At 73.4% G+C, this 20,970-nt stretch carries 25 protein-coding genes; 14 read left to right on the top strand and 11 right to left on the bottom strand.

Annotated elements, in window-relative coordinates; all coding sequences use genetic code 11:
* Positions 1-135: 135 nt before the first annotated feature.
* On the bottom strand, positions 136-1,602 hold the full coding sequence (locus RM425_RS13045) for a protein adenylyltransferase SelO (protein ID WP_311345643.1): 1,467 nt from the start codon (positions 1,600-1,602) through the stop codon (positions 136-138).
* A gap of 140 nt (positions 1,603-1,742) precedes the next feature.
* Here RM425_RS13045 and RM425_RS13040 point away from each other — a divergent pair, with 140 nt between their 5' ends.
* A complete protein-coding gene (locus tag RM425_RS13040; RefSeq protein WP_311345642.1) occupies positions 1,743-2,081 on the top strand; it encodes a PspC domain-containing protein in 339 nt (112 codons plus the stop codon).
* Here the strand turns inward: RM425_RS13040 and RM425_RS13035 are convergent.
* The gene (locus RM425_RS13035; RefSeq protein WP_311345641.1) at positions 2,054-2,305 is read right to left on the bottom strand and encodes a hypothetical protein; all 252 of its coding nucleotides are present in this window, start codon (positions 2,303-2,305) and stop codon (positions 2,054-2,056) included. The two genes, RM425_RS13040 and RM425_RS13035, sit on opposite strands and share 28 nt — an antisense overlap.
* 140 nt (positions 2,306-2,445) lie before the next feature.
* On the opposite strand from RM425_RS13035, the gene RM425_RS13030 reads away from it, so the two are divergent.
* The 3 genes from RM425_RS13030 (at position 2,446) to RM425_RS13020 (ending at position 5,101) form a co-directional block, all read left to right on the top strand.
* Positions 2,446-3,060 (top strand): LURP-one-related/scramblase family protein, encoded by a 615-nt coding sequence (locus tag RM425_RS13030; protein WP_311345687.1) that lies wholly within the window; start codon positions 2,446-2,448, stop codon positions 3,058-3,060.
* An 81-nt stretch (positions 3,061-3,141) separates the two neighbouring features.
* A complete protein-coding gene (locus tag RM425_RS13025) occupies positions 3,142-4,131 on the top strand; it encodes an LLM class flavin-dependent oxidoreductase (RefSeq protein ID WP_311345640.1) in 990 nt (329 codons plus the stop codon).
* A gap of 70 nt (positions 4,132-4,201) precedes the next feature.
* Positions 4,202-5,101, top strand: a complete 900-nt coding sequence (locus tag RM425_RS13020; RefSeq protein WP_311345639.1) for a DUF1028 domain-containing protein — start codon at positions 4,202-4,204, stop codon at positions 5,099-5,101.
* Positions 5,102-5,107: 6 nt separating this feature from the next.
* Here RM425_RS13020 and RM425_RS13015 read toward each other — a convergent pair whose 3' ends face one another.
* The 4 genes from RM425_RS13015 to RM425_RS13000 all read right to left on the bottom strand — a co-directional run bounded on the left by RM425_RS13015 (position 5,108) and on the right by RM425_RS13000 (position 9,237).
* Positions 5,108-5,506 carry an MmcQ/YjbR family DNA-binding protein gene (locus RM425_RS13015; protein WP_311345638.1) on the bottom strand — a complete coding sequence of 133 codons (399 nt, stop codon included), beginning with the start codon at positions 5,504-5,506 and terminating at the stop codon, positions 5,108-5,110.
* 252 nt (positions 5,507-5,758) lie between these two features.
* The gene (locus RM425_RS13010; protein ID WP_311345637.1) at positions 5,759-6,556 is read right to left on the bottom strand and encodes a succinate dehydrogenase/fumarate reductase iron-sulfur subunit; all 798 of its coding nucleotides are present in this window, start codon (positions 6,554-6,556) and stop codon (positions 5,759-5,761) included.
* Between the two features lie 20 nt (positions 6,557-6,576).
* Positions 6,577-8,523 (bottom strand): fumarate reductase/succinate dehydrogenase flavoprotein subunit, encoded by a 1,947-nt coding sequence (locus tag RM425_RS13005; RefSeq protein ID WP_311345636.1) that lies wholly within the window; start codon positions 8,521-8,523, stop codon positions 6,577-6,579.
* A gap of 12 nt (positions 8,524-8,535) precedes the next feature.
* Entirely contained in the window at positions 8,536-9,237 is a 702-nt protein-coding gene (locus RM425_RS13000) for a succinate dehydrogenase cytochrome b subunit (protein ID WP_311345635.1), read from the bottom strand.
* A 205-nt stretch (positions 9,238-9,442) separates the two neighbouring features.
* On the opposite strand from RM425_RS13000, the gene RM425_RS12995 reads away from it, so the two are divergent.
* From RM425_RS12995 to RM425_RS12985, 3 genes are read left to right on the top strand one after another with little or no spacing between them, the layout of a single operon-like run.
* On the top strand, positions 9,443-10,051 hold the full coding sequence (locus tag RM425_RS12995; RefSeq protein ID WP_311345634.1) for a sulfite oxidase-like oxidoreductase: 609 nt from the start codon (positions 9,443-9,445) through the stop codon (positions 10,049-10,051).
* Positions 10,044-10,784, top strand: coding sequence for an FAD-binding oxidoreductase (locus tag RM425_RS12990; RefSeq protein WP_311345633.1), 741 nt, complete (start codon positions 10,044-10,046; stop codon positions 10,782-10,784). The genes RM425_RS12995 and RM425_RS12990 overlap by 8 nt, the downstream gene beginning before the upstream one ends.
* Positions 10,785-10,803: 19 nt before the next feature.
* On the top strand, positions 10,804-12,375 hold the full coding sequence (locus RM425_RS12985) for a succinic semialdehyde dehydrogenase (protein ID WP_311345632.1): 1,572 nt from the start codon (positions 10,804-10,806) through the stop codon (positions 12,373-12,375).
* Positions 12,376-12,394: 19 nt separating this feature from the next.
* On the opposite strand, the gene RM425_RS12980 is transcribed toward RM425_RS12985, so the two are convergent.
* Positions 12,395-13,195 carry an inositol monophosphatase family protein gene (locus RM425_RS12980; RefSeq protein ID WP_311345631.1) on the bottom strand — a complete coding sequence of 267 codons (801 nt, stop codon included), beginning with the start codon at positions 13,193-13,195 and terminating at the stop codon, positions 12,395-12,397.
* A 129-nt stretch (positions 13,196-13,324) separates the two neighbouring features.
* Between RM425_RS12980 and RM425_RS12975 the strand changes: the two genes are divergently transcribed.
* The 3 genes from RM425_RS12975 to RM425_RS12965 are packed head-to-tail and all read left to right on the top strand — an operon-like array spanning position 13,325 to position 15,846.
* A complete protein-coding gene (locus tag RM425_RS12975; RefSeq protein WP_311345630.1) occupies positions 13,325-14,149 on the top strand; it encodes a formate/nitrite transporter family protein in 825 nt (274 codons plus the stop codon).
* Between the two features lie 48 nt (positions 14,150-14,197).
* Positions 14,198-15,100: an ABC transporter ATP-binding protein gene (locus RM425_RS12970; RefSeq protein WP_311345629.1), complete on the top strand. Its 903-nt coding sequence runs from the start codon at positions 14,198-14,200 to the stop codon at positions 15,098-15,100.
* Complete coding sequence (locus tag RM425_RS12965; RefSeq protein WP_311345628.1) at positions 15,097-15,846, top strand: ABC-2 transporter permease; 750 nt, start codon at positions 15,097-15,099, stop codon at positions 15,844-15,846. Before RM425_RS12970 ends, RM425_RS12965 begins: the two co-directional genes overlap by 4 nt.
* A 9-nt stretch (positions 15,847-15,855) precedes the next feature.
* Here the strand turns inward: RM425_RS12965 and RM425_RS12960 are convergent, their stop codons facing one another.
* Both RM425_RS12960 and RM425_RS12955 read right to left on the bottom strand, forming a co-directional pair.
* Complete coding sequence (locus tag RM425_RS12960; protein ID WP_311345627.1) at positions 15,856-17,010, bottom strand: serine hydrolase domain-containing protein; 1,155 nt, start codon at positions 17,008-17,010, stop codon at positions 15,856-15,858.
* An 88-nt stretch (positions 17,011-17,098) separates the two neighbouring features.
* A complete protein-coding gene (locus RM425_RS12955) occupies positions 17,099-17,644 on the bottom strand; it encodes a DUF1990 family protein (protein ID WP_311345626.1) in 546 nt (181 codons plus the stop codon).
* Between the two features lie 54 nt (positions 17,645-17,698).
* Here RM425_RS12955 and RM425_RS12950 point away from each other — a divergent pair, with 54 nt between their 5' ends.
* Genes RM425_RS12950 through RM425_RS12940 form a run of 3 tightly spaced genes read left to right on the top strand, consistent with a single transcriptional unit; the run spans position 17,699 to position 19,429 of the window.
* On the top strand, positions 17,699-18,169 hold the full coding sequence (locus RM425_RS12950; RefSeq protein WP_311345625.1) for an SAM-dependent methyltransferase: 471 nt from the start codon (positions 17,699-17,701) through the stop codon (positions 18,167-18,169).
* Between the two features lie 13 nt (positions 18,170-18,182).
* Complete coding sequence (locus tag RM425_RS12945; protein ID WP_311345624.1) at positions 18,183-19,028, top strand: HipA family kinase; 846 nt, start codon at positions 18,183-18,185, stop codon at positions 19,026-19,028.
* Positions 19,025-19,429, top strand: a complete 405-nt coding sequence (locus RM425_RS12940; protein WP_311345623.1) for a DUF3037 domain-containing protein — start codon at positions 19,025-19,027, stop codon at positions 19,427-19,429. The genes RM425_RS12945 and RM425_RS12940 overlap by 4 nt, the downstream gene beginning before the upstream one ends.
* Positions 19,430-19,469: 40 nt before the next feature.
* On the opposite strand, the gene RM425_RS12935 is transcribed toward RM425_RS12940, so the two are convergent.
* Complete coding sequence (locus RM425_RS12935) at positions 19,470-20,378, bottom strand: HAD family hydrolase (protein ID WP_311345622.1); 909 nt, start codon at positions 20,376-20,378, stop codon at positions 19,470-19,472.
* Here RM425_RS12935 and RM425_RS12930 point away from each other — a divergent pair.
* A complete protein-coding gene (locus tag RM425_RS12930; RefSeq protein WP_311345621.1) occupies positions 20,271-20,654 on the top strand; it encodes a VOC family protein in 384 nt (127 codons plus the stop codon). The genes RM425_RS12935 and RM425_RS12930 overlap by 108 nt on opposite strands.
* Positions 20,655-20,674: 20 nt before the next feature.
* Here RM425_RS12930 and RM425_RS12925 read toward each other — a convergent pair whose 3' ends face one another.
* Positions 20,675-20,968, bottom strand: a complete 294-nt coding sequence (locus RM425_RS12925; RefSeq protein ID WP_311345620.1) for a 4a-hydroxytetrahydrobiopterin dehydratase — start codon at positions 20,966-20,968, stop codon at positions 20,675-20,677.
* Between the last annotated feature and the right edge of the window lie 2 nt (positions 20,969-20,970).

Below are 20,970 nucleotides of genomic sequence, written 5' to 3'. Positions count from 1 at the left end.
ACCAATATCCCTTGTCATCGGCGCACGTGGCGCTCCGCAGGCCCCGTCAGCCGGTCACGCGTCCTCCGTCGTTCCCCTGAGGCCCCGACCGCGCCGGTGGTCACGCCAGCACCACCCATCCGGCGTGGGCGGGCGTCAGGTTCCGCAGAAGGTCCGGAAGCTGGCGCCGAAGTCGCGGGGTGCCGGTTCGGCGTACCGCTCGTGGTCCGGACGCGCGTCGAACGGCGCGGCGAGGACCTCCAGCAGCTCCTCGACCAGCGTTCCGTCCCCGGCGGTCGCGGCGTCGAGCGCCTCCTCCACCAGGTGGTTGCGCGGGATGTACACCGGGTTCACCCGGTCCATCGCCTCCGCGTCGGGCCCCATGACCCGCCAGCGCGCCAGCCAGCCGTCGATCCCCGCGAGGTCCAGGAACAGCAGCCGCACGGGCTCGGCGTCCCCGCGGGCGGCGTCGGCGAGCCGGCGGAAGAACGATGTCCAGTCGACGTGGTCGGCCTGCAGCAGGGGGAGCAGGTCCTCGACCAGGCTCGTCACGAGGGCCTCGTCGGCGTCAGCGGGCAGTCCCAGCTTGGCCCGCATCCCGTCGGCGAGGGCGGCGTCGTACCGCGGGCGGAACGTCTTCAGCGACTCGACCGCGAGCGCGACGGCCTGCTCCGGATCGTCGGAGAGCAGCGGGAGCAGGGCCTCGGCCAGCCGGGCCAGGTTCCACTCCGCCGCGAGCGGCTGGTTGCCGTAGCGGTACCGGCCGCCCTCGTCGATGGAGCTGTAGACGGTGTCGGGGTCGTAGGCCTCCATGAAGGCGCACGGGCCGTAGTCGATCGTCTCGCCGGAGATCGTCATGTTGTCGGTGTTCATCACGCCGTGGATGAAGCCGACCAGCATCCACCGCGCCACCAGCGTCGCCTGGACGTCGAGCACCGCCTCGAACAGCGCGAGGTAGCGGTTCTCCGCTCCGGCGACATCCCCGTGGTGCCGCTCGATCGCGACGTCGGCCAGGCGACGCAGCAGGTCGACGTCGTCGGTGGCGCGGGCGTACTGGAAGCTGCCGACCCGGAGGTGGCTGCTCGCCACCCGGGCCAGGACGGCGCCAGGCAGGAGGGTCTCGCGGCGGACCCGGCGGCCGGTCGCCACCACGGCGAGGGCGCGGGCGGTGGGGATGCCGAGGGCGTGCATCGCCTCGCTGACGACGTACTCGCGCAGCATCGGGCCCACCGCGGCCAGCCCGTCGCCGCCGCGGGCGAACGGCGTGCGCCCGGAGCCCTTCAGGTGCAGGTCACGCAGCCGGCCTGCGGGATCGACCAGCTCGCCGAGCAGCAGCGCCCGGCCGTCGCCCAGCCGCGGGGTGAAGCCGCCGAACTGGTGGCCGGAGTAGGCCTGGGCGACCGGCCGCGCGCCGTCGGGGACCGCCGTGCCGACCAGCAGGCGCAGGCCCTCGGGCGTGCGCAGCGCGGCGGCGTCGAGCCCGAGCTCGGCGGCCAGCGGCTCGTTCAGCGCGAGCAGCCGCGGATCGGGTGCCTCCTCGGCCTGCCACGGCACGGCCATCTCCGGCAACGCGCGGGCGAAGCGGTCGTCGAGGTCGACTGTCGGTGCCGCAAGCTCAGTCACGTCTCGACGGTACGTCCGCGTGCGGCGGCGTGTCGGCTCCGCGACCACCCGGGCCAGGGGCGCACCCTGACCCCGGGATCAGGGACGGATCCGGGCGTCACCGGATGGTTCGCGGGCCCCGCCGTCGGCAGGCTGTGCCCATGACCGATGCCGCGTCCACCGCCTCGCCCGCCGACCACCGCACCCCGCCGCCCGGCCCTCGACCGGAGGCCCGGCGCAGCGGCACCGAGCGGATGGCAGGCGGGGTCTGCGGTGGCCTCGCCGAGCACATCGGTGTCGACGCCGTCCTCTGGCGCGTGGGGTTCGTGGGCCTGACGCTCGTGGGCGGCAGCGGGGTCCTGCTCTACCTGCTGCTCTGGGTGCTCCTGCCCCCGCCCGCCGATGACGGGCCCGACGAGGCGCTCAGCCCGCTCGAGCGGCTGGCCCGGCGCCTCCACGCCGCCGTCAACGGTTACCGGGCGACGCCGCCGCCCGTGTGATCGGCGATGCGGGCGCACTCCGCGCAACGGGCCGTGGCCGGATCGGCGGACCAGTCCCGGTCCGCGGTGGCGGTGACCAGCAGGCCGCAGACCGAGGACTCCAGGCCGTCGACCGCGGGCTTGGCCACGGCGTGCACCAGGTCGGGACCTGGCGCCTCGGCATCCCACGGGTCGCGACCGCTCCACACCACGGGCGTACCGGTCACGAAGAGGCTCGCTGTCATGTCAGAAGAGTGGCGACCCGAGATGACGGTCGGATGACGGTGCACCGAACATCCGGTGGAGATGGATCCGTTGCCTCCCACTGCCATGCTGACCGCCAGGACCATCCGTTCCCCGCAACCGCAAGGAGATCCGCGTGAGCATGCCCCCGGCCTCGTCGTCGCCGGCGCCGATGGTGGTGCCGAGATTCTTCGTCACCCAGCGGATCACGCCGATGGTGAACCGGTACGAGATCCTCGCCGCCGACCCCGACGGGGCCCCGGGCGCGCTGCTGGCGCTGGCCCAGCAGCGGCGGATGAAGCTCAAGGAGGAGGTGGTCTTCTACTCCGACGAGTCCAGGAGCCAGGCCGTCTTCTCGTTCAAGGCGCGGCAGCGGCTCGACGTGCACGCCCGGCACGACGTGCTCGACGAGTACGGCCGGGTGCTCGGCAGCTTCAGCAAGAGGTTCGCTGCGAGCCTGCTCCGGTCGACCTGGGAGCTGTCGGCCCCGGGGCTCGAGGCGGTCGGGCGGGAGCGCCGGCCGGTCCTCGCCGTCGTGCGCCGGGCCTGGGGGGCGGTCCCGTACGCCGGCAGCCTGCCGGTGCCCTTCGTCTTCCACTTCGACTTCACCGACTCCACCACCGGCGCGCCGGTCCTGGTGAGCGAGCGCCAGAAGGCCGTCCGCGACCGGTACGACGTCACCGTGCCCGACCCGCGGCTGGACTTCCGCGTGGCCGCCGCGATGGCGGTGGCGCTGGACGCGCTGCAGAGCCGCTGACATCACGCCGCCGGAGGCCGCGGGAAGCCTCCGCGCTGCGGCGGGGTTGCGCAGGACAACCGACGTGAAGGGCACCTCTCCATGCGCATCCCGCTGTCCGTCCTCGACCTGGCGCCGATCAACCGCGGCGAGACCGCGTCCAGCAGCATCGCCGCCAGCGTCGCCCTCGCCCAGCGGGCGGAGGAGCACGGCTACGAGCGCGTCTGGTACGCCGAGCACCACAACATGCCCCGGATCGCGTCGTCGGCCACCAGCGTCCTCATCTCGCACGTCGGCGCCCACACCCGCACGATCCGGCTCGGCGCCGGCGGCGTCATGCTGCCCAACCACTCGCCGCTGACCATCGCCGAGCAGTTCGGCACCCTCGACGCGATGTACCCCGGCCGGATCGACCTCGGCCTGGGCCGTGCGCCGGGCAGCGACCAGAACACCATGTACGCCCTGCGCCGCCGTCCGGACTCCGCCGACCGCTTCCCGCAGGACGTGCTGGAGCTGCAGGCCTATCTGGCCGGCGAGACCCGGGTGGCCGGCGTCGACGCGATCCCGGGCAAGGGCTCGCGCGTTCCCCTCTACATCCTCGGCTCCTCCATGTTCGGCGCGACGCTGGCCGCCGCGCTCGGCCTGCCCTTCGCGTTCGCCTCGCACTTCGCGCCCGACATGCTCCGGCCGGCGGTCGAGGTCTACCGCCGGGAGTTCACGCCGTCCGAGCAGCTGGACAGCCCCCATGTCATCGCCGGCATGAACGTCGTCGCCGCCGACACCGAGGACGCGGCCCGCGAGCAGCTCCGGGCCGTCCGGCGCAGCCGCGCCGTCGCGTTCTTCGGCCAGGGCCGGTCGCTGACCGACGAGCAGGCCGACCAGCTGCTGGCGCAGGGGGCCGGGCACCACGTGGACGCGATGCTCACCCACACCGCCGTCGGCGCGCCCGGGCAGCTCGCCGAGTACGTCGAGGACTTCCGGAAGTTCGCCGACGCCGACGAGCTGATCGTCGCCCACCAGTCCTCGACCGTCGAGGGACGGCTGCGCTCGGTCGAGCTGCTGGCACAGGCGATTGAGCCGGTGCGCGCCTGATCCCCGGCGATCGGCCCTCTCACGGGGGATCGGTGTTTGTCCGACCGGCCGGTCCGGGCAGGCCGTCCCGGTGACCTTCTCGATCGTCGCCCGCGACCCCGCGACCGGGGACCTGGGTGTGGCCACCCAGTCCCAGGCCTTCGCCGTCGGCAACAGCGTGCCCTTCGCGTTGCCCGGCCACGGGGTCATCGCCACCCAGTCGATGGCCGAGCCCATGTACGGCTCCGTCGGGCTGGACCTGCTGCGCGGTGGCTTCACCGCGCAGGAGGTGCTCACCGCCCTGAGCAGCGTCGACCCGCAGCCGGAGCGCCGGCAGGTGGCCGTCCTCGGGGTCAACGGTGACCTCGCCGCCTACACCGGCGGGCAGTGCGTCGACGCGGCCGGCCACCTCGTGGGGGACACCTGCGTGGCCCTGGCCAACATGGCCGCGTCCGAGCAGGTGTGGGAGTCGATGGTGGAGCGGTTCGAGAGCTCCGGCGGCCTGCTCTCGGAGCGGCTGCTCAGCGCGCTGCAGGCGGGGGAGGAGGCCGGCGGCGACTTCCGGGGCCGGCGTTCGGCGGCGATCATGGTGATCCGGGCGACCACCACCGGACGCCCCTGGCACGACATGGTGGTCGATCTGCGGGTCGACGACGACGCCGACCCGATCACCGCGCTCGCCGACCTCCTGGTCACCCGCGCCCGCTACCAGGACGTCGTCCGCGCGTTCCAGCTCGCCATCGACGGTGACCCGGTCACCGCCGACCGGGAGCTGGAGCTGCTGCGGCCCATGGATGCCGCCACCGAGCCCGACCAGCTGATGTGGCGGGCGGTGGTCGCCGCACTGGCCGGCCGGGAGGACGCCGCCCGCGAGATGCTCGTCGATCTCGGCACGCGCTCGCCGCAGTTCCTGGAGGCCGCCCGGCGCTTCGGCAAGGCCGGGCTGATGCCGGCCGACGTCATCGAGCGGATCGTGCCGGCGCGGACCTGATCCGGCTCAGGAGCCGGCCGCGGGCGGGTCCGGGTACTCGGCCAGCAGCCGCCGTGGCGCCCGGCAGGCCCACGCCTCGGCCGCGAGCTCGGTCAGGTCCCGCTCGTCCATCCGGTCCAGGCGGCACAGCACCGTCGGGTAACCGTCGAAGTGCGAGGTCGTGAAGTACAGCTCCGGTTCCTCGGCGATCAGCGCGGCCTTCGCACCCTCGTCGGGGACGTAGGCGGCGAGCACGGGTCCGGCCGGGGCCGCGGCGCCCAGCTCGGCGAGGTCCTTCTTCCCGAGCGGCCGCTCCCACATGAACGACCTGTCCCGCACCTTCCACTGCCGCCATCCGCGCGAGTTGCCCTCGCTGGTGGCCGGCAGCGCCAGGCAGATCCGGGCCATGTCGTCCCAGGTCGCCATGCCCGGCACCGTAGGGCAGCCGGCCCCGCCGCGGCAGGGCCCCGGGCGCGGCTCAGGGGCCGGCGCCGGCCCCGTAGGGCTCCCGGCCCGCCGGACCGTCACCCCGTGGGGGGAGAGCGGGTGACCGCATGCTCCAGTTCCCCGGCGCGGTGGCCGATGGAGTGGACGCGGGCGCCCCTGCCCCCGGCGCCGCAGCACGCGAGAGGCCCCCTCCGATCGACTCGGAGGGGGCCTCTCGCGTGCTCGCCGGTCTCAGCTCTTGGGGCGGGCCCCCGCGCGCAGGGCGCCGAGCAGGTCGTGGTTCAGCCGGGAGATGGTCTCCATCGAGATGCCCTTCGGGCAGGCCGCGGAGCACTCGCCGATGTTGGTGCAGCCACCGAAGCCCTCGCGGTCCTGCTGGGCGACCATGTTGACCACGCGGTCGTCGCGCTCGGGCTGGCCCTGGGGGAGCAGCCCGAGGTGGGTGATCTTGGCGGCGGTGAACAGCATCGAGGAGGCGTTCGGGCAGGCGGCCACGCAGGCACCGCACCCGATGCAGGTGGCGGCGTCGAAGGCGTTGTCGGCGTCCTTCTTCGGCACCGGGGCGGCGTGCGCCTCGGGCGCGGTGCCGGTCGGGACGCTGATGTAGCCACCGGCCTGGATGATCCGGTCGAACGCGCGCCGGTCGACGGCGAGGTCCTTGATCACGGGGAAGGCCGTGGCCCGCCAGGGCTCGATGTCGATCTGGTCGCCGTCCTTGAACGAGCGCATGTGCAGCTGGCAGGTGGTGGTCTGCTGCGGACCGTGCGCCTGCCCGTTGATCATGAGACCGCACATGCCGCAGATGCCCTCGCGGCAGTCGTGGTCGAAGGCGACCGGGTCGTCGCCCTGCATGATCAGCTGCTCGTTGAGGACGTCGAGCATCTCGAGGAACGACATGTCGGGGGAGATGTCGGTGACCTTGTAGGTCACCATCTTGCCTTTGACCGTCGGCCCCTGCTGCCGCCAGACGCGCAGCGTCAGGTTCATGCCGCGCTTGCCCGCGCCGGGGTCGCCGACGCTGGAGCGCATGGCGCCTTCGTGTGTGGCTGTCACTTGTAGCTCCGCTGGGCGAGGTGGACGTACTCGTACTGGAGGTCTTCCTTGTGGAGGACCGGGGGCTGGCCCTCCGGCGTCCACTCCCAGGCGGCGACGTAGGCGAAGTTCTCGTCGTCGCGCAGCGCCTCGCCCTCGGGGGTCTGGCTCTCCGCCCGGAAGTGCCCGCCGCAGCTCTCCCGGCGGTGCAGTGCGTCGACGCACATGAGCTCGCCGAGCTCGATGAAGTCGGCGACGCGGCCGGCGTGCTCGAGCGTCTGGTTGAACGAGTGCCAGTCACCGCTGACCTTGACGTTGCTCCAGAACTCCTGGCGGATCTCCCGGATGCGGTCGATGGCCTTACGCAGCCCCTCGTCCGTGCGCTCCATGCCGCACAGGTCCCACATCAGCTGGCCCAGCTCCCGGTGGAAGGACGCCGGGGTGCGGGTGCCGTTGATGCTCAGCAGCTTCTGCGTCTGCTCCTGCACGCCCCGCAGCGCCTCGACGGCGGCCGGGTGGCTGTCGTCGACCTTGTCGAAGGGCCCGTCGGCCAGGTAGCTGCTGATCGTCGACGGCAGCACGAAGTAGCCGTCGGCCAGCCCCTGCATGAGTGCGCTGGCGCCCAGCCGGTTCGCGCCGTGGTCGGAGAAGTTCGCCTCGCCGATCACGAACATGCCGGGGATCGTGGACTGCAGGTCGTAGTCGACCCACAGGCCGCCCATCGTGTAGTGCACGGCGGGGTAGATGCGCATCGGGACCGCGTAGGGGTCCTCGCCCGTGATCTGGGCGTACATGTCGAAGAGGTTGCCGTACTTGGCCTCGACCGCCGGGCGGCCCAGCCGCTCGATCGCCTCGGCGAAGTCCAGGTAGACACCCAGCCCGCCGGGGCCGACGCCGCGGCCCTCGTCGCAGACGTTCTTCGCCTGGCGCGAAGCGATGTCGCGGGGCACCAGGTTGCCGAAGGCCGGGTAGAGGCGCTCGAGGTAGTAGTCGCGCTCGGACTCCGGGATCTCGCGGGGGTCCCGGGTGTCACCCCGCTCCTTGGGCACCCACACTCGGCCGTCGTTGCGCAGCGACTCCGACATGAGGGTCAGCTTCGACTGGTAGTCGCCCTTGACCGGGATGCAGGTCGGGTGGATCTGGGTGTAGCAGGGGTTGGCGAAGTACGCGCCCCGCTTGTGCGCCCGCCAGATCGCCGTGGTGTTCGAGCCCTTGGCGTTGGTCGAGAGGTAGAAGACGTTGCCGTACCCGCCGCTGGCGATGACGACGGCGTCGGCGAAGTGGGTGCTGATCTCGCCGGTGACCAGGTCGCGGGCGACGATGCCGCGGGCGCGGCCGTCGACGACGATCAGGTCGAGCATCTCGGTGCGCGCGTTCTGCTCGACGCTGCCGGCCGCGATCTGCCGCTCGAGGGCCTGGTAGGCGCCGTAGAGCAGCTGCTGGCCCGTCTGGCCGCGGGCGTAGAAGGTGCGCGACACCTGGGTGCCACCGAAGGACCGGTTGTCGAGCAGGCCGCCGTACTCGCGGGCGAAGGGCACGCCCTGGGCGACCGCCTGGTCGATGATGTTGACGCTGACCTCGGCGAGGCGGTGCACGTTGTTCTCGCGGGACCGGAAGTCGCCGCCCTTGACCGTGTCGTAGAACAGCCGGTGCACGCTGTCGCCGTCGTTGCGGTAGTTCTTGGCGGCGTTGATCCCGCCCTGCGCGGCGACGCTGTGCGCGCGGCGCGGGCTGTCCTGGTACCAGAAGGACTTGACGTTGTAGCCGGCCTCGCCGAGCGTCGCGGCGGCCGAACCACCGGCCAGGCCGGTGCCGACGACGATGACCGTCAGCTTGCGGCGGTTGGCCGGGTTGACCAGCCGGCCGCGGAACTTGCGCTCGCTCCAGCGCTCGCCGATCGGCACGTCCATGGGCGCCTTGGTGTCGGCGATCGGGTCGCCTTCGGTGAAGAGTTCGAGAGGCATGCCTAGGGATCCTTAGTCGATCAGACCGAAGAGGACGGAGAAGGGCACGAGCAGGAAGCCGAGGGTGAGGACCGTGGCGATGGCGGTGGCGGCGTAGTTCACGGTCACCTCCCGGCGGCGGTTGCTCTGCCCGAGGGTCTGGGTGGCGCTCCAGATCCCGTGGCGCAGGTGCATGCCCACGAGGATGACGGCGATCGCGTAGAAGGCGGTGGAGACCGGGTTGGAGAAGCTGGCGATCAGCTTGTCGTAGGGCCCGGAGTCGGCCGCGCTGTTCACGGTGCCCCAGGTCAGGTCGAGCAGGTGCCAGATGATGAAGGCGGCGATGATCACGCCACCCCAGCGCATCGTCCGGGAGGCGTAGCTCTGAGCCACGGCCTTCTTGGTCACGTAGCCGGAGGGACGGGCGCGCTTCGCCTGGCGCCACAGCGAGACCGCGGCCCAGATGTGGGCGGCGACGGCGGCCAGCAGGACGATCCGGATGATCCACAGCGCGGTGGCGCCCGGCAGGGCCGGGTTGCCGATGGTGCGCAGCCACTCGGAGTAGTGGTTGAACTCCTCTTCGCCCGAGTAGGCCTTGAGGTTCCCGATCATGTGCGCGATCAGGTAGAGCACCAGGATGATGCCGCTGATCGCCATGACGGCCTTCTTGAAGACCGAGGTGGTCTTCGCCGCCTTGGGGGCCCTGCGCTGCGTCGAGTCCGTCACCGTCACCACGGCACAAAGTTAGTCCTTCGGCGACCGGCCACCACGTCAGGCCCCGGTGACACGCCTCTCGTAAGGGTTCCCTAACCGCGTCGGACAGCGTTCACTGAGAGGTCGGCCCGGCTTTCCGCGCCCGTTCCAGCGCCGTCGGTCGTCCCGACCGACCGCGTCTCCGGGCCGGTTCCTGCCGCCCGCCCGATGGGGAAGAGTGGGCCGCATGCCTGGACCCACCCGCGGCTTCCTGGGCCGCCGCCGCGACCGCGATGCCCGCCTCCCACCCGGTCAGTACGACGCCGGGTCCGACTGGCCGGTCCTCACCGCCGAGCCCACGCCGCGGATCGCGCCGGAGACGTGGTCGATCACCGTGGACGGCGCGGTCGAGTCGCCGACGACGTGGGACTGGGACCAGGCGCACGCGCTGCCCGGGTCGGAGTACCGCGGTGACATCCACTGCGTGACGACCTGGTCGAAGTTCGGGACCTGGTTCGCCGGGGTCGGCGTCGACGTCCTGCTCGAGGCCGCCCGCCCGACGGCCGAGGCGCGCTTCGTCATGGCGACGTCGAAGACCGGCTACACGACGAACCTGCCGCTGGAGCACGTCACGGGCGGCAAGGCGTGGATCGTCTGGGAGTACGACGGGAAGCCGCTGCCGATCGAGCACGGTGGGCCGGTCCGGCTGCTCGTGCCGCACCTGTACTTCTGGAAAAGCGCGAAGTGGATCAGCAAGCTCACCCTGCTCCAGCGCGACCAGCCCGGCTTCTGGGAGCAGAACGGGTACCACGACCTCGGCGACCCCTGGCGCCAGCAGCGGTACCAGGGTGACTGAGGACGCCGGCGTGCTGGGCGCCGGAGTCCCCTCGGCGCCGGCGGGCGGCTGGCGGACGGCGACGGTCGCGGGCGTGCGGCGCCCGATCCAGCGCTCGGTCGAACTGCGGCTGGACGTGCACGACCGGGTGGACCACCTGCCCGGCCAGCACTACGTCGTGCGGCTGACCGCCGAGGACGGCTACACCGCCCAGCGCTCGTACTCGGTGGCGTCGGCCCCCGGCGATCCGCTGGTCGAGCTGTTCGTCGAGCGGCTGGACGACGGCGAGGTGTCGACCTACCTCGCCGACGTCGTCGAGCCCGGCGACGAGCTGGAGGTGCGCGGGCCGATCGGGGGCTGGTTCGTGTGGGACGGCGAGACCCCCGCGCTGCTGGTCGCCGGCGGCTCCGGCGTCGTCCCGTTCGTGTCGATGCTGCGGCACGCCCGCGCGATCGGTCGCGAGGACCTGCTGCGGATCGCCGTCTCCGCGCGCACCCTGGCCCAGCTGCCCTACGCCGACGAGCTGGCCGCGGCCGGTGCGCTGATCGCCCTCAGTCGCGAGCAGCGCGGCATCCGCCCGGCCGGCCGGCTGGCTGCCGAGGAGCTGCTCCCGCTGTGGGAGCCGGAGCAGACCGTCTACGTGTGCGGCTCGGCGTCCTTCGCGGAGGCGGCCACCCAGCTGCTCGTGGCATCGGGCCGGCCGGCGTCGTCGATCCGGGTGGAGCGCTTCGGCCCCAGCGGCGGACCGGCCTGACCTGCGGCATCGTGACGGCATGACGACGACCGCCCCGCACCCGTCCCCGGCCCTCGACCCGGAGCTGGTGTCCCGCCTGTCGGCGTTGGTCACCGCAGCACCGGGGCGCCCACGGCAGGCGTCGCACGCACCGTTCACCGGCGCGCTCATCGGCGAGGTGCCCACCTGCACCGCCGAGGACGTCGCGGAGGCGCAGCGCCGGGCGCGGCCGGCGCAGGTGGCGTGGGCCGCGCGTCCCCTGGCCGAGCGGCGCGCGGTGATGCTCCGGTACCACGACCTCGTCCTCGAGCGGCAGGAGCAGATCCTCGACATCACGCAGGTCGAGACCGGCAAGAACCGGATCGCCGCCTTCGAGGAGCTGGCCGACGTCGCCATGACCGCGCGGTACTACGCGAACACCGCGGCGAAGCACCTCCGCCCGACCCGCAGGCAGGGCGCGCTGCCGGTGCTGACCCGCACCGTCGAGCACCACCACCCCAAGGGCCTGGTCGGCGTCATCAGCCCGTGGAACTACCCGCTGACCCTCGCGGTGTCCGACGCCATCCCCGCGCTGCTGGCGGGCAACGGCATCGTGCTCAAGCCCGACGCCCAGACGCCGTTCACCGCGCTGATCGCCGTCGAGCTGCTCTTCGAGGCCGGCCTGCCTCGCGACCTGCTGCAGGTGGTCACCGGCGCGGGCAAGGTGCTCGGGACGCCGCTGATCGAAGGCGTCGAGTACCTGATGTTCACCGGGTCCACCGCGACCGGCCGGATCGTCGCCGAGCAGTGCGCGCGCCGGCTGATCGGTTTCTCCGCCGAGCTCGGCGGCAAGAACCCGATGATCGTGCTGGCCGACGCCGACCTGGACAAGGCGGTCGAGGGCGCGATCCGGGCCTGCTTCTCCAACTCCGGCCAGCTGTGCATCAGCGTGGAGCGGATGTACGTCGAGGACCCGATCTACGACCGGTTCGTCCCCGCGTTCGCCGAGCGGGTGCAGAGGATGACGCTGGGCGCGGGGCTGGACTGGGACGCCGACATGGGCTCGCTGGTCAGCTCCGACCAGCTCGACGTCGTCACCCGGCACGTCGACGACGCCGTCACCAAGGGCGCGCGCGTGCTCGCCGGCGGCAAGCCGAGGCCGGAACTGGGCCCGCTGTTCTACGAGCCGACGGTGCTCGAGGGCGTGACCGACGAGATGGAGCTGGCCCGGGACGAGACCTTCGGGCCGGTGGTCGCGGTGACGCGGGTCGCCGACGCCGACGAGGCGGTGCGCCGGGCCAACGACACCGACTACGGCCTCAACGCCAGCATCTGGACCAGCCCGCGGCGCGGCGCCGAGCTGGCGACCCGCGTGCAGGCCGGCACCGTCAACGTCAACGAGGGCTACGCCGCCGCCTGGGCCTCGCACGACGCGCCGATGGGTGGCATGAAGGACTCCGGCGTCGGCCGGCGGCACGGTCGCGAGGGGATCCTCAAGTACACCGAGTCGCAGACCGTGGCGGTGCAGCGCGGGATGCCGATCGGCCCCATGCCCGGGCAGCCGCTGGAGAAGTACGCGTCGGTGATGACCACCGGGCTCAAGCTGCTGAAGCGGGTGCCCTTCCTCAAGTAGGGGCGGGGGACGTGCGGCGTCAGCGGTCCCCGTGGCGGAGCGCGGCGAAGTCGCGCCCGTGCGGGAGCCCGGCGACGAGTTCCAGCAGGGCGTCGTGCAGCCGGCCGTTGCTGGCCAGCACCGAGCCGTCGCCGCGCAGGACATCGCGCCCGGAGAGGTCGGTGACCCGGCCGCCGGCCTCGCCGACGAGCAGGGGCAGGACGGCGAGGTCCTCGTAGCCCATCGGGGCGCCGGCGATCACCAGCGCGTCGGCCAGGCCGGTGGCGAGGTCGACGTCGCCCTTGGTCCAGGGCTGCAGGTAGAGCTCGCGGTGCAGGGTGAGCAGCAGCTCCTCCGACCACGCCAGCGGGTTGAGCATCTCGACCAGGGCGCCGCGCAGCCGCGCGTGGTCGTTGACCCGCACCTGGCGCACCGGCCGGCCGGCCAGCGCGTGCCAGCACCCCAGCCCCCGGCCCGCGTAGAGCACCTCGTCGCTCATCGGGTAGCCGGCCACCGCGACGACCGGCCCGTCGGCGTCCTCGACCGACAGCAGCACGTTGAACGTCGGCACCCGCTGGGCGAAGAGGCTGGTGCCGTTGATCGGGTCGAGCACCCAGCGGCGGCCGTCGGTGCCGGTCGAGATCTCCGACTCCTTCCCGAGCACCGCGTCGTCGGGGTACCGGGCGGCGATGCGGGTGCGCAGCAGCCGCTCCACCTCCACCTCGACCGGTGTCGCACCGCCGGCCGCGGTCCGCGGGCTCGCGACGGTGAACCACCGGGCCGCCAGGCCGCCGGCCTCCTCGACCAGCTCCACGGCGTACTCGAGCAGGTCGCGGTCCACGGTCGCTGATCCTGCTGGTCCGGGCCGCTCCCGGCGACCTCAGGTGTGGGGTCGGGTTCGCTCCGGGTAGGCCCGCGCGAGCACGCGCCGCCCGGATCCCGGCCCCGGTGTCCGATCCGAAGGAGAACCGTGGACGACCAGGACCAGAAGCGTGCGGAGCTCGGCGAGACCGACGCCCCCGCCGAGGACGAGATCGCCGAGGCGTTCGACACGATCGTCAGCGAGGGTGCGCAACGTCTGCACCGCAGGTGGCGGGAGGTCCTGGCCACCGGGCTGGCCGGCGGGCTGGAGATCGCGGTGGGCGTGCTGGCCCTGCTCGCGGTCCTGGAGGCCACGGGCAGCGAGCTGCTGGCCGGGCTGGCCTTCAGCATCGGCTTCATCGCGCTGATGCTCGGGCGCAGCGAGCTGTTCACGGAGGGGTTCCTGGTCCCGGTCACCGCGGTATTCGCCGGTCGGGCGAGCATGGCGCAGCTGGCCAAGCTCTGGGCCGGGACGCTGGTGGCGAACCTGGTCGGGGGCTGGCTGGTGATGTGGGTGGTCGTGGTGGCGTTCCCCGAGCTGACCGAGGCCGCCGTGGAGTCGGCGATCCACTTCGTCGAGGCGCCGCTGGACCCGCAGACGGTCTGCCTGGCCTTCCTGGCGGGCAGCGTGATCACCCTGATGACCCGCATGCAGCACGGCGCGGACTCGGAGGCCGGGAAGATCGTCGCCTCGGTCATCGGCGGCTTCCTGCTCGCCGGGCTGATGCTGTTCCACTCGGTCCTGGACTCGCTGCTGATCTTCGGGGCGCTGCACGCGGGCGCCCCGTTCGGCTACGCGGACTGGCTGGCCTGGTTCTGGTACACGGTTCTGCTGAACATGGCCGGTGGGCTGTTCGTCGTCACCCTCATCCGGCTGGTGCGGAGCAAGGAGCTCATCGAGCGGGAACGGGCGCAGGTGCGCCGGGAGCAGTAGGGGCGCGCCTCTTCCGCCGGGGGCTGCCGGCTGGCCATGCTGTCGCCCGTGATCGAGGTCGTGGCGCTGACCAAGGAGTACCGCTCCCGGGTCGCCGTCTCCGACCTCACCGTGACCATCCACCCGGGCCGGGTCACGGGCTTCCTCGGCCCCAACGGCTCGGGCAAGACGACGACGATGCGCTGCATCCTCGGGCTCACCCGCCCCACCTCGGGGACGACGCGGGTGCTCGGCCGGCCGTACCGGGAGCTGGCCCACCCGATGCGGCGGGTGGGCGCGCTGATCGACCCGCGGGCCCGTCATCCCGGGCGCACCGCCTACGCCCACCTGCTGGCCCTGGCCCGGAGCAACGCCCTGCCGGCCCACCGGGTGGACGACGTCGTCGAGCTGGTCGGGCTGGGCAGCGTCGCCCACGAGCGGGTGCGCGGTTTCTCCCTGGGCATGGGGCAGCGGCTCGGCCTCGCGGCCGCGCTGCTCGGCGACCCCGACGTCCTGCTCCTGGACGAGCCGGTCAACGGGCTGGACCCCGAGGGGATCCGCTGGGTGCGCGAGCTGCTGCGCGACCTCGCCGACGAGGGGCGGACCGTGCTGGTCTCCAGCCACCTGATGAGCGAGATGGAGGACACCGCCGACCACCTGGTGGTGCTCGGGCGGGGCCGGCTGCTGGCCGACGTACCGATGCAGGACCTCCTGGGCGCCCACTCCGCCGTCCGGGTGCGCAGCCCGCAGGCGCCGGTGCTCGCCGCGGCCCTGCAGCGCGCCGGTGCCACCATCGAGCTGCAGATCGACGGCTCGCTGCGGGTGGAGGGCCTGGACCCCGACCAGGTGGGCGACGTCGCCTTCCTCTCCGGTGTCCGGGTGCACGAGCTGACCCGGGTGACCGCCTCGCTGGAGGCCGCCTACCTCGGTCTCACCGGCGACGAGGTCGAGTACCGGGCGGCCGTTCCGTGAGCCGGGGCGTCCCGTTCTCGGCGGTGCTGCGCAGCGAGTGGACCAAGCTGTGGTCGGTGCGCTCCACCGGGTGGGCCACGGCGGTGTTCGTGCTCGCCGTCGGTGCCGCCGGGGCGCTGGCCGCCGCCGGGACCGACACCGCGGACCGGCCCGAGACCGCCGTCCAGACGGCGCTGATCGGCTTCGGGGTCGGTCAGCTGGCCCTGCTGGTGGTCGGGGTGCTCGCCGTCACCGCGGAGTTCGCCTCGGGCAGCGCGGTCAGCACCCTCACCGCCGTCCCCCGGCGCACGCGGCTGCTGCTGGCCAAGACGGTCGCCATCGCCGGGTGGTGCCTGCAGCTCGGCGTCGTGCTCGCCGCCGGGTGCTTCCTGGCCGCTCGCACGCTCACCGCGGTCCCCGGTGGTGTCGCGCCCACCGATCCGGCGGTGCTGCGCACCCTCGGCCTGCAGATCGTGGCCACGGCGCTGGTCGGGGTGCTGGGCGTGGCCCTGGGTGCGGTGCTGCGGTCCACGGCCGGCGCGGTCATGGTGGGGACGGCGCTGGTGCTCGTCCTGCCGCCCGTGCTGGCGTTGTCCGGTCCGCGGTGGGCCGAGCGGCTGTCGCAGGCGCTGCCCATGCTGCGGGTGGGCCAGGACGCCTTCTTCTCGGTGCCGACCAGCTGGCCGGTGGGGATGGGCGTCGTGGCGGCCTGGGCCGTCGGGGCCTGGGTCGTGGGCGCCGTGCTGCTGGAGCGGCGGGACGTCTAGCGCGGACGTCTACCGCGCCCCGAAGGCGACCGCCCGGAACGCGTCGAACAGCGGCGGCGGGGTGGGGGAGGACCACATCTGGTTGGTCAGCAGCACCGCCGACACCCCCGTGCGCGGATCGGTCCACCACGAGCTGCCCAGCCCACCGTCCCAGCCGTAGGAGCCGGCCGACCGGCCACCGGGCTCGTCGGTCCGCCGCACGCCCAGCCCCAGCCCCCAGCCGCCGCCCTCGTCGTCCACGGGGCCGACCTGCTCGGTCAGCATCTCCGCCACCGTGGCCTCCCGGAGGACGGGCCGGCCGTCCGGTGCACGCCCACCGCGCCGCAGCATCGCGGCGACGGCCGCGAGGTCGTCGACCGTGGAGACCAGCCCGTCGCCGCCGTCGGGAAAGGCGGGGGGCCGGCTCCACTGCCCGTCGGGCGGGTCGTAGCACTCCCGATGGCCGTGCTCGTCCGGCGGCGTCCAGTGCGGCCCCAGCCGGCTCCGCGCGGAGGGAGGCACGCCGAAGCCCGTGTCCGACAGGCGCAGCGGCTCCAGGACCCGCTCGGCGAGCACCTCCGGCAGCGGCCTGCCCGCCGCCCGGGCCACCAGGACGCCCAGCACCGAGGCCCCCAGGTGGTACAGCCAGCGCTCGCCGGGCTGGTACGCCAGCGGCACCGTGGCCACGCGGCGCAGCCACTCGCCCGGCGGCGGTGCGGCCTGCGGCTGCGGCGGGCCGGCCGGCAGACCGGTGGCCGCCAGCGCGGCCAGCGTCGGTGTCGGCCAAGGGGCGGTGAAGTCCATCCCGAGTCCCAGCCGGAAGGTCAGGACGTCCCGCACGGTGATCGGCCGGCGGGCCGGCACGGTACCGGCCGACGCGTCGGCCGGGTCGGCCAGCACCACCCGGCCGGCCAGCTCGGGCAGGTGCGGGTCCACCGGTCCGTCGAGGTCGAGCAGACCGGCGTCGACGAGGGTCAGGGCCGCGACGGCGACCACCGGCTTGGTGGTGGAGGAGAGCCGGAAGACGGCGTCGGCGCGCACCGCGTCGTCCCCGCCGGGCGTGTGCGTGCCCGCCGCTCCCACGGCGACCTCGTCGCCGCGGTCCACCCGCCAGGCCGCCCCGGGCACCTGCCCGTGGGCCACCGCGGCGGCGACCACCGCCTCGACGTCCGCTGCCAGCCCCATGCGTCTGCTCCCTGCCCCGGTGGATGTGCAGTACCGACCAGCCGGCGGCCGTGGACTCATCGGTGACGGCGGACGTGCCGGCGGTGGGTCAGCCGCGCGCCGCGCTGCCGATCGCGGCGAGGTACCGCTGCGTGCCCAGCCGCTGCAGCGCCAGGCTCAGCGGTCCGGCCAGTCGGGCAGCGGGGGAGGCGAGGCGGAAGAACACCCGGATCTCGTAGACGACGTCGCCACCGGGGAGCAACCGGACGGTGAACCGCTCCTCGCCGCTCTCCGGGTGCCCGGCCAGCGTGCCGTAGGAGAACCCGCGCTCGTCGCCGTCGGTCTGCGACCAGACCACCCGGCAGGGCAGGTCGTAGCCGAGGCGGGGCACGCCCGCGGTGAGGACGACGACGGTGCCGGGCCGCTGCGCCGGACCGTCGGCGCGCACCCGGAACCCGACGCTGCGCTGGGCGCGCCAGTCGAACACGGCGGCGACCGCGCGCTCGAAGTCCGCCCGGCCGGAGCCGACGACCCTGGAGTGGACGGCCGACCGGTAGCCGGTGGGGAACTCCGCCGCACCCGTGCCGCCGACCTCGGCGTAGGTGAGCGGCGCATCGGCCAGCGCCGCCGGATCGGTCGCGCGGAGGAGTCCCACGTCGTGCAGTCTCGCCCCGCTCGGGACCGGGCGCCCGGCTGGCAGGCTGCCGGCATGGAGATGACCCCGATCGGCCGCGTCGCCTCTCCCCGCACCGAGCCGCTGGACGACGACTGGGACACCGTGACGGCGATGATCACGCTCGACGCCGACCGCTTCACCCCCGACGTCCTCGAGGGCCTGTCGGAGTTCTCCCACGTGGAGGTCGTGTACGTCTTCGACCGCGTGGACCCGGCCGGGGTGGAACTGCGGGCCCGGCACCCGCGGAACAACCCCGACTGGCCGCGGGTCGGCATCTTCGCCCAGCGCGCGAAGGGCCGGCCCAACCGGATCGGGGTCAGCGTGTGCCGGCTGCTCGGCGTCGACGGCCTCACGCTCAGCGTGCATGCGCTGGACGCGATCGACGGCACGCCGGTCCTCGACGTGAAGCCGTACCTGGCCGAGTTCGCACCGCGCGGTGAGGTGCGGCAGCCGGCCTGGTCGCACGAGCTGATGTCGGGCTACTGGCGGTCCGCCGCCCGGTAGGGTCGCCCGCACTGTGCTCGCCGCCGTCACCGCCACCCGCTACGTCACCCCGCTGCGCGAGGGTGGCTCGTTGCCGGGGCTCATGGAGGCCGACGACCTCGGCATCTACGTGGTCAAGTGGCGGGCGGCCGGACAGGGCGTCAACGTGCTCGTCGCCGAGGTGGTCTGCGGCGAGCTGGCCCGGGCGCTGGGACTGCCGGTGCCGGCGCTCGTGACCGTGGACGTCGCGCCGGAACTCGCCGTGGGGGAACCGGACGTCGAGGTGCAGGAGCTGCTGCAGCGCTCCGCCGGCACCAACCTCGGCCTGGACTACCTGCCGGGGGCGCTGGACTTCGAGGCCGGCGCCGACGGTGTCGACGGCGGGCTCGCCGGGCGGGTGCTGTGGTTCGACGCGCTGATCGGCAACGTCGACCGCTCCTGGCGGAACCCGAACATGCTCTTCTGGCACGACCGGCTGCAGCTGATCGACCACGGCGCCGCGCTGACCTTCCACCACCACTGGCCGGGAGCGGCCGCGGCGGTGGCCCGGCCCTACGACGCGTCGGCGCACGCGCTGATCGAGTGCGCGCCCGACGTGCCCGCCGCCGAGGCCGCGCTGGCGCCGCTGGTCACCCACGAGCTGCTCGACGGCGTGCTGGCACAGGTGCCGGACGAGTGGCTCCAGGGAGACCCCCCTGCCGAGCTGCGCGTCCGCTACGTCGAGCAGCTGCTGGCCCGGCTGGCCGCCCGCGACGCCTGGCTGCCGGGGCTGGTCGCGGCCGCCGAGGCCGGGGGAGGGGGCCGGCGCCGGACGCCGCGGGGGGAGAACCGGCCGTCGTGGCTGGGGCCTCCGCCGCCGGAAGGGGTCACCCAGCGATGAGCGCGACGACACCCAGGGAGACGTTCGAGTACGCGGTGCTGCGGGTCGTGCCGCGCGTCGAGCGCGGGGAGTTCCTCAACGCCGGCGTCCTCGTCTACTGCCGCCAGCGCGACTACCTCGGCTCGCGGGTCCACCTCGACCCCGAGCGGCTGCGCGCGCTGGATCCCACGGCCGACGCTTCCGCGATCGGCAGGGCGCTGCAGGCAGCGGCGGACGTGTGCGCCGCCGATCCGGGCGCGGGCGCGGCCGGCCGGGAGGCGCTCGGCTCGCGGTTCCGCTGGCTGACCGCCCCGCGCAGCACCGTCATCCAGCCCGGGCCGGTGCACACCGGGCTCACGGTCGACCCCGACGCCGAGGCCGACCGCCTGTTCGGTCTGCTGGTGCTCCCGGTCGAGAGCTGAGCAGCCCAGGCGGGTCCGCGCGCAGGCGTAGCTGAGCCGCTCATCCCCGGAGCCGCAGGAGCAGCTCTCGGAGGGAGGAGACGGTGATCGTAGGCCGGCAGCCTTCCGGAGGACGCCGACCCGAGCGATTGATCCAGGCCGTGTCGATGCCCAGTGCTCCTGCACCTCCGACGTCGGCCGACGGCGAATCACCGACGTGCAGCACGTCCTCGGGCCGCAGGCCGAGTGCGCTCAACGCACGCGCGAACGGTTCGGGACGCGGCTTATAGGCGCGCGCATCCTCGCTGGTCACCACCGCCTGCACGACCATCCCGTGATGCGCCATCGCCGACTCCAGGTCGTGCCGGTCGATGTTGGAGACGATGCACACCGGGACCCGGACCTCCTCCAGGAACGGCGGGGTGTCCTCGAAGATCGGCGGAAACCGCCAGAAGTTCACCTGCTCACGACACAGCGCGACGGCATCACCGTGCACTCCGAAGAGCCGCATCGTCTCCGCGAGCGTGTCCTGGCTCAGGTCACGTTGCAGGCGGAAGGCGTCACCGTAGGCAGCGACGGTGGCCTCGCGGAACAGCCGCCACCATTCATGCGCCACGGCGCCGGCCTCGACGCCCCCCAGTTCGGCGACCTGCTCGCAGATGGGGCGGAGGATGTCGTCGTCCTCGTGCACCAGCGTGCCGTACACGTCCAGAAGGAGCGCCCGGTACTTGCGGCGCAGGCTACGGCGCCAGGGTCGCTCGAGGGTGCGGCGGAACGAGGAGGCCGACCGGCTGTTCGGGCCTGCTGGTCCTCCCCGTCGGCGGCTGAAATCCTGTCGGTAGGCGGGTGTACACCACCGGGCATGACGATCTACGCGGTGGCGGTGAGCGCAGGGGATCTCGGGCGCGCCCGGGCCTTCTACGAACTCCTCGGCTTTCGGTTCCCGGAGTCGGCCCCCGGAGACCCGCATCTGGAGGCCGAGGACGACTCCGGCGTCCGGTTGATGATCGACGACGCGTCCGTCATGACCGAGCTCTACGGCGAGCCGCCGCGACCGGGCACGGTCGCCGGCTTCGCGATGAGGACGGGGTCGCCGGATGACGTCGACCGGACGGTGGCACGGGTCGTCGCCGCCGGGCACACGGTGGTGAAGCAGCCCTACGATGCGCCCTGGGGTCAGCGCTACGCCACGGTGGCCGATCCGGACGGCTACCGGGTCGACGTGTTCTGCCCGCTGGGCGGCTGAGCGCGGCCCGGGACCGGCGCTCAGCCCGGCAGCAGCGCGTCGATGCGCCGGGCGAGCTGGAGGTCCAGCTCTGTCACCCCGCCCTCGGACTGGCTGACCAGCACCAGGTGGAGGGTGCGCCAGCGCAGGTCGACGTCGGGGTGGTGGTCCAGCTCCTCCGCCACGTCGGCGATCGCGACGATGGCGGCGACGGCGTCCCGGAAGCTCGGCAGCTCGACGGAGCGGCGCAGCCCGCCGGCGTCCCCGGACCACAGCGGCAGGCCGGCGAGCGCGGCGGTGACGGCGTCGGGGGAGAGCCGGGGAGGCCGGGGCATGC

Origin of the sequence: Blastococcus goldschmidtiae (assembly GCF_031845325.1) — a bacterium.
In the GTDB taxonomy this organism is placed as follows: Bacteria; Actinomycetota; Actinomycetes; order Mycobacteriales; family Geodermatophilaceae; genus Blastococcus; species Blastococcus goldschmidtiae.
The sequence above is the reverse complement of the archived record's forward strand: the minus strand, read 5'-3'. Positions and strand labels throughout refer to the sequence as shown.

Coding starts and splice junctions, on each gene's coding strand:
- RM425_RS12930 (WP_311345621.1), top strand. CDS start 20,271: ATGACGATCTACGCGGTGGCGGTGAGCGCAGGGGATCTCGGGCGCGCC.
- RM425_RS12935 (WP_311345622.1), bottom strand. CDS start 20,378: ATGCGGGTCTCCGGGGGCCGACTCCGGGAACCGAAAGCCGAGGAGTTC.
- RM425_RS12985 (WP_311345632.1), top strand. CDS start 10,804: ATGACGACGACCGCCCCGCACCCGTCCCCGGCCCTCGACCCGGAGCTG.
- RM425_RS13040 (WP_311345642.1), top strand. CDS start 1,743: ATGACCGATGCCGCGTCCACCGCCTCGCCCGCCGACCACCGCACCCCG.
- RM425_RS13005 (WP_311345636.1), bottom strand. CDS start 8,523: ATGCCTCTCGAACTCTTCACCGAAGGCGACCCGATCGCCGACACCAAG.
- RM425_RS13010 (WP_311345637.1), bottom strand. CDS start 6,556: ATGCGCTCCAGCGTCGGCGACCCCGGCGCGGGCAAGCGCGGCATGAAC.
- RM425_RS13030 (WP_311345687.1), top strand. CDS start 2,446: ATGCCCCCGGCCTCGTCGTCGCCGGCGCCGATGGTGGTGCCGAGATTC.
- RM425_RS12925 (WP_311345620.1), bottom strand. CDS start 20,968: ATGCCCCGGCCTCCCCGGCTCTCCCCCGACGCCGTCACCGCCGCGCTC.
- RM425_RS12995 (WP_311345634.1), top strand. CDS start 9,443: ATGCCTGGACCCACCCGCGGCTTCCTGGGCCGCCGCCGCGACCGCGAT.
- RM425_RS13025 (WP_311345640.1), top strand. CDS start 3,142: ATGCGCATCCCGCTGTCCGTCCTCGACCTGGCGCCGATCAACCGCGGC.
- RM425_RS13035 (WP_311345641.1), bottom strand. CDS start 2,305: ATGACAGCGAGCCTCTTCGTGACCGGTACGCCCGTGGTGTGGAGCGGT.
- RM425_RS12960 (WP_311345627.1), bottom strand. CDS start 17,010: ATGGGGCTGGCAGCGGACGTCGAGGCGGTGGTCGCCGCCGCGGTGGCC.
- RM425_RS12950 (WP_311345625.1), top strand. CDS start 17,699: ATGGAGATGACCCCGATCGGCCGCGTCGCCTCTCCCCGCACCGAGCCG.
- RM425_RS13015 (WP_311345638.1), bottom strand. CDS start 5,506: ATGGCGACCTGGGACGACATGGCCCGGATCTGCCTGGCGCTGCCGGCC.
- RM425_RS12940 (WP_311345623.1), top strand. CDS start 19,025: ATGAGCGCGACGACACCCAGGGAGACGTTCGAGTACGCGGTGCTGCGG.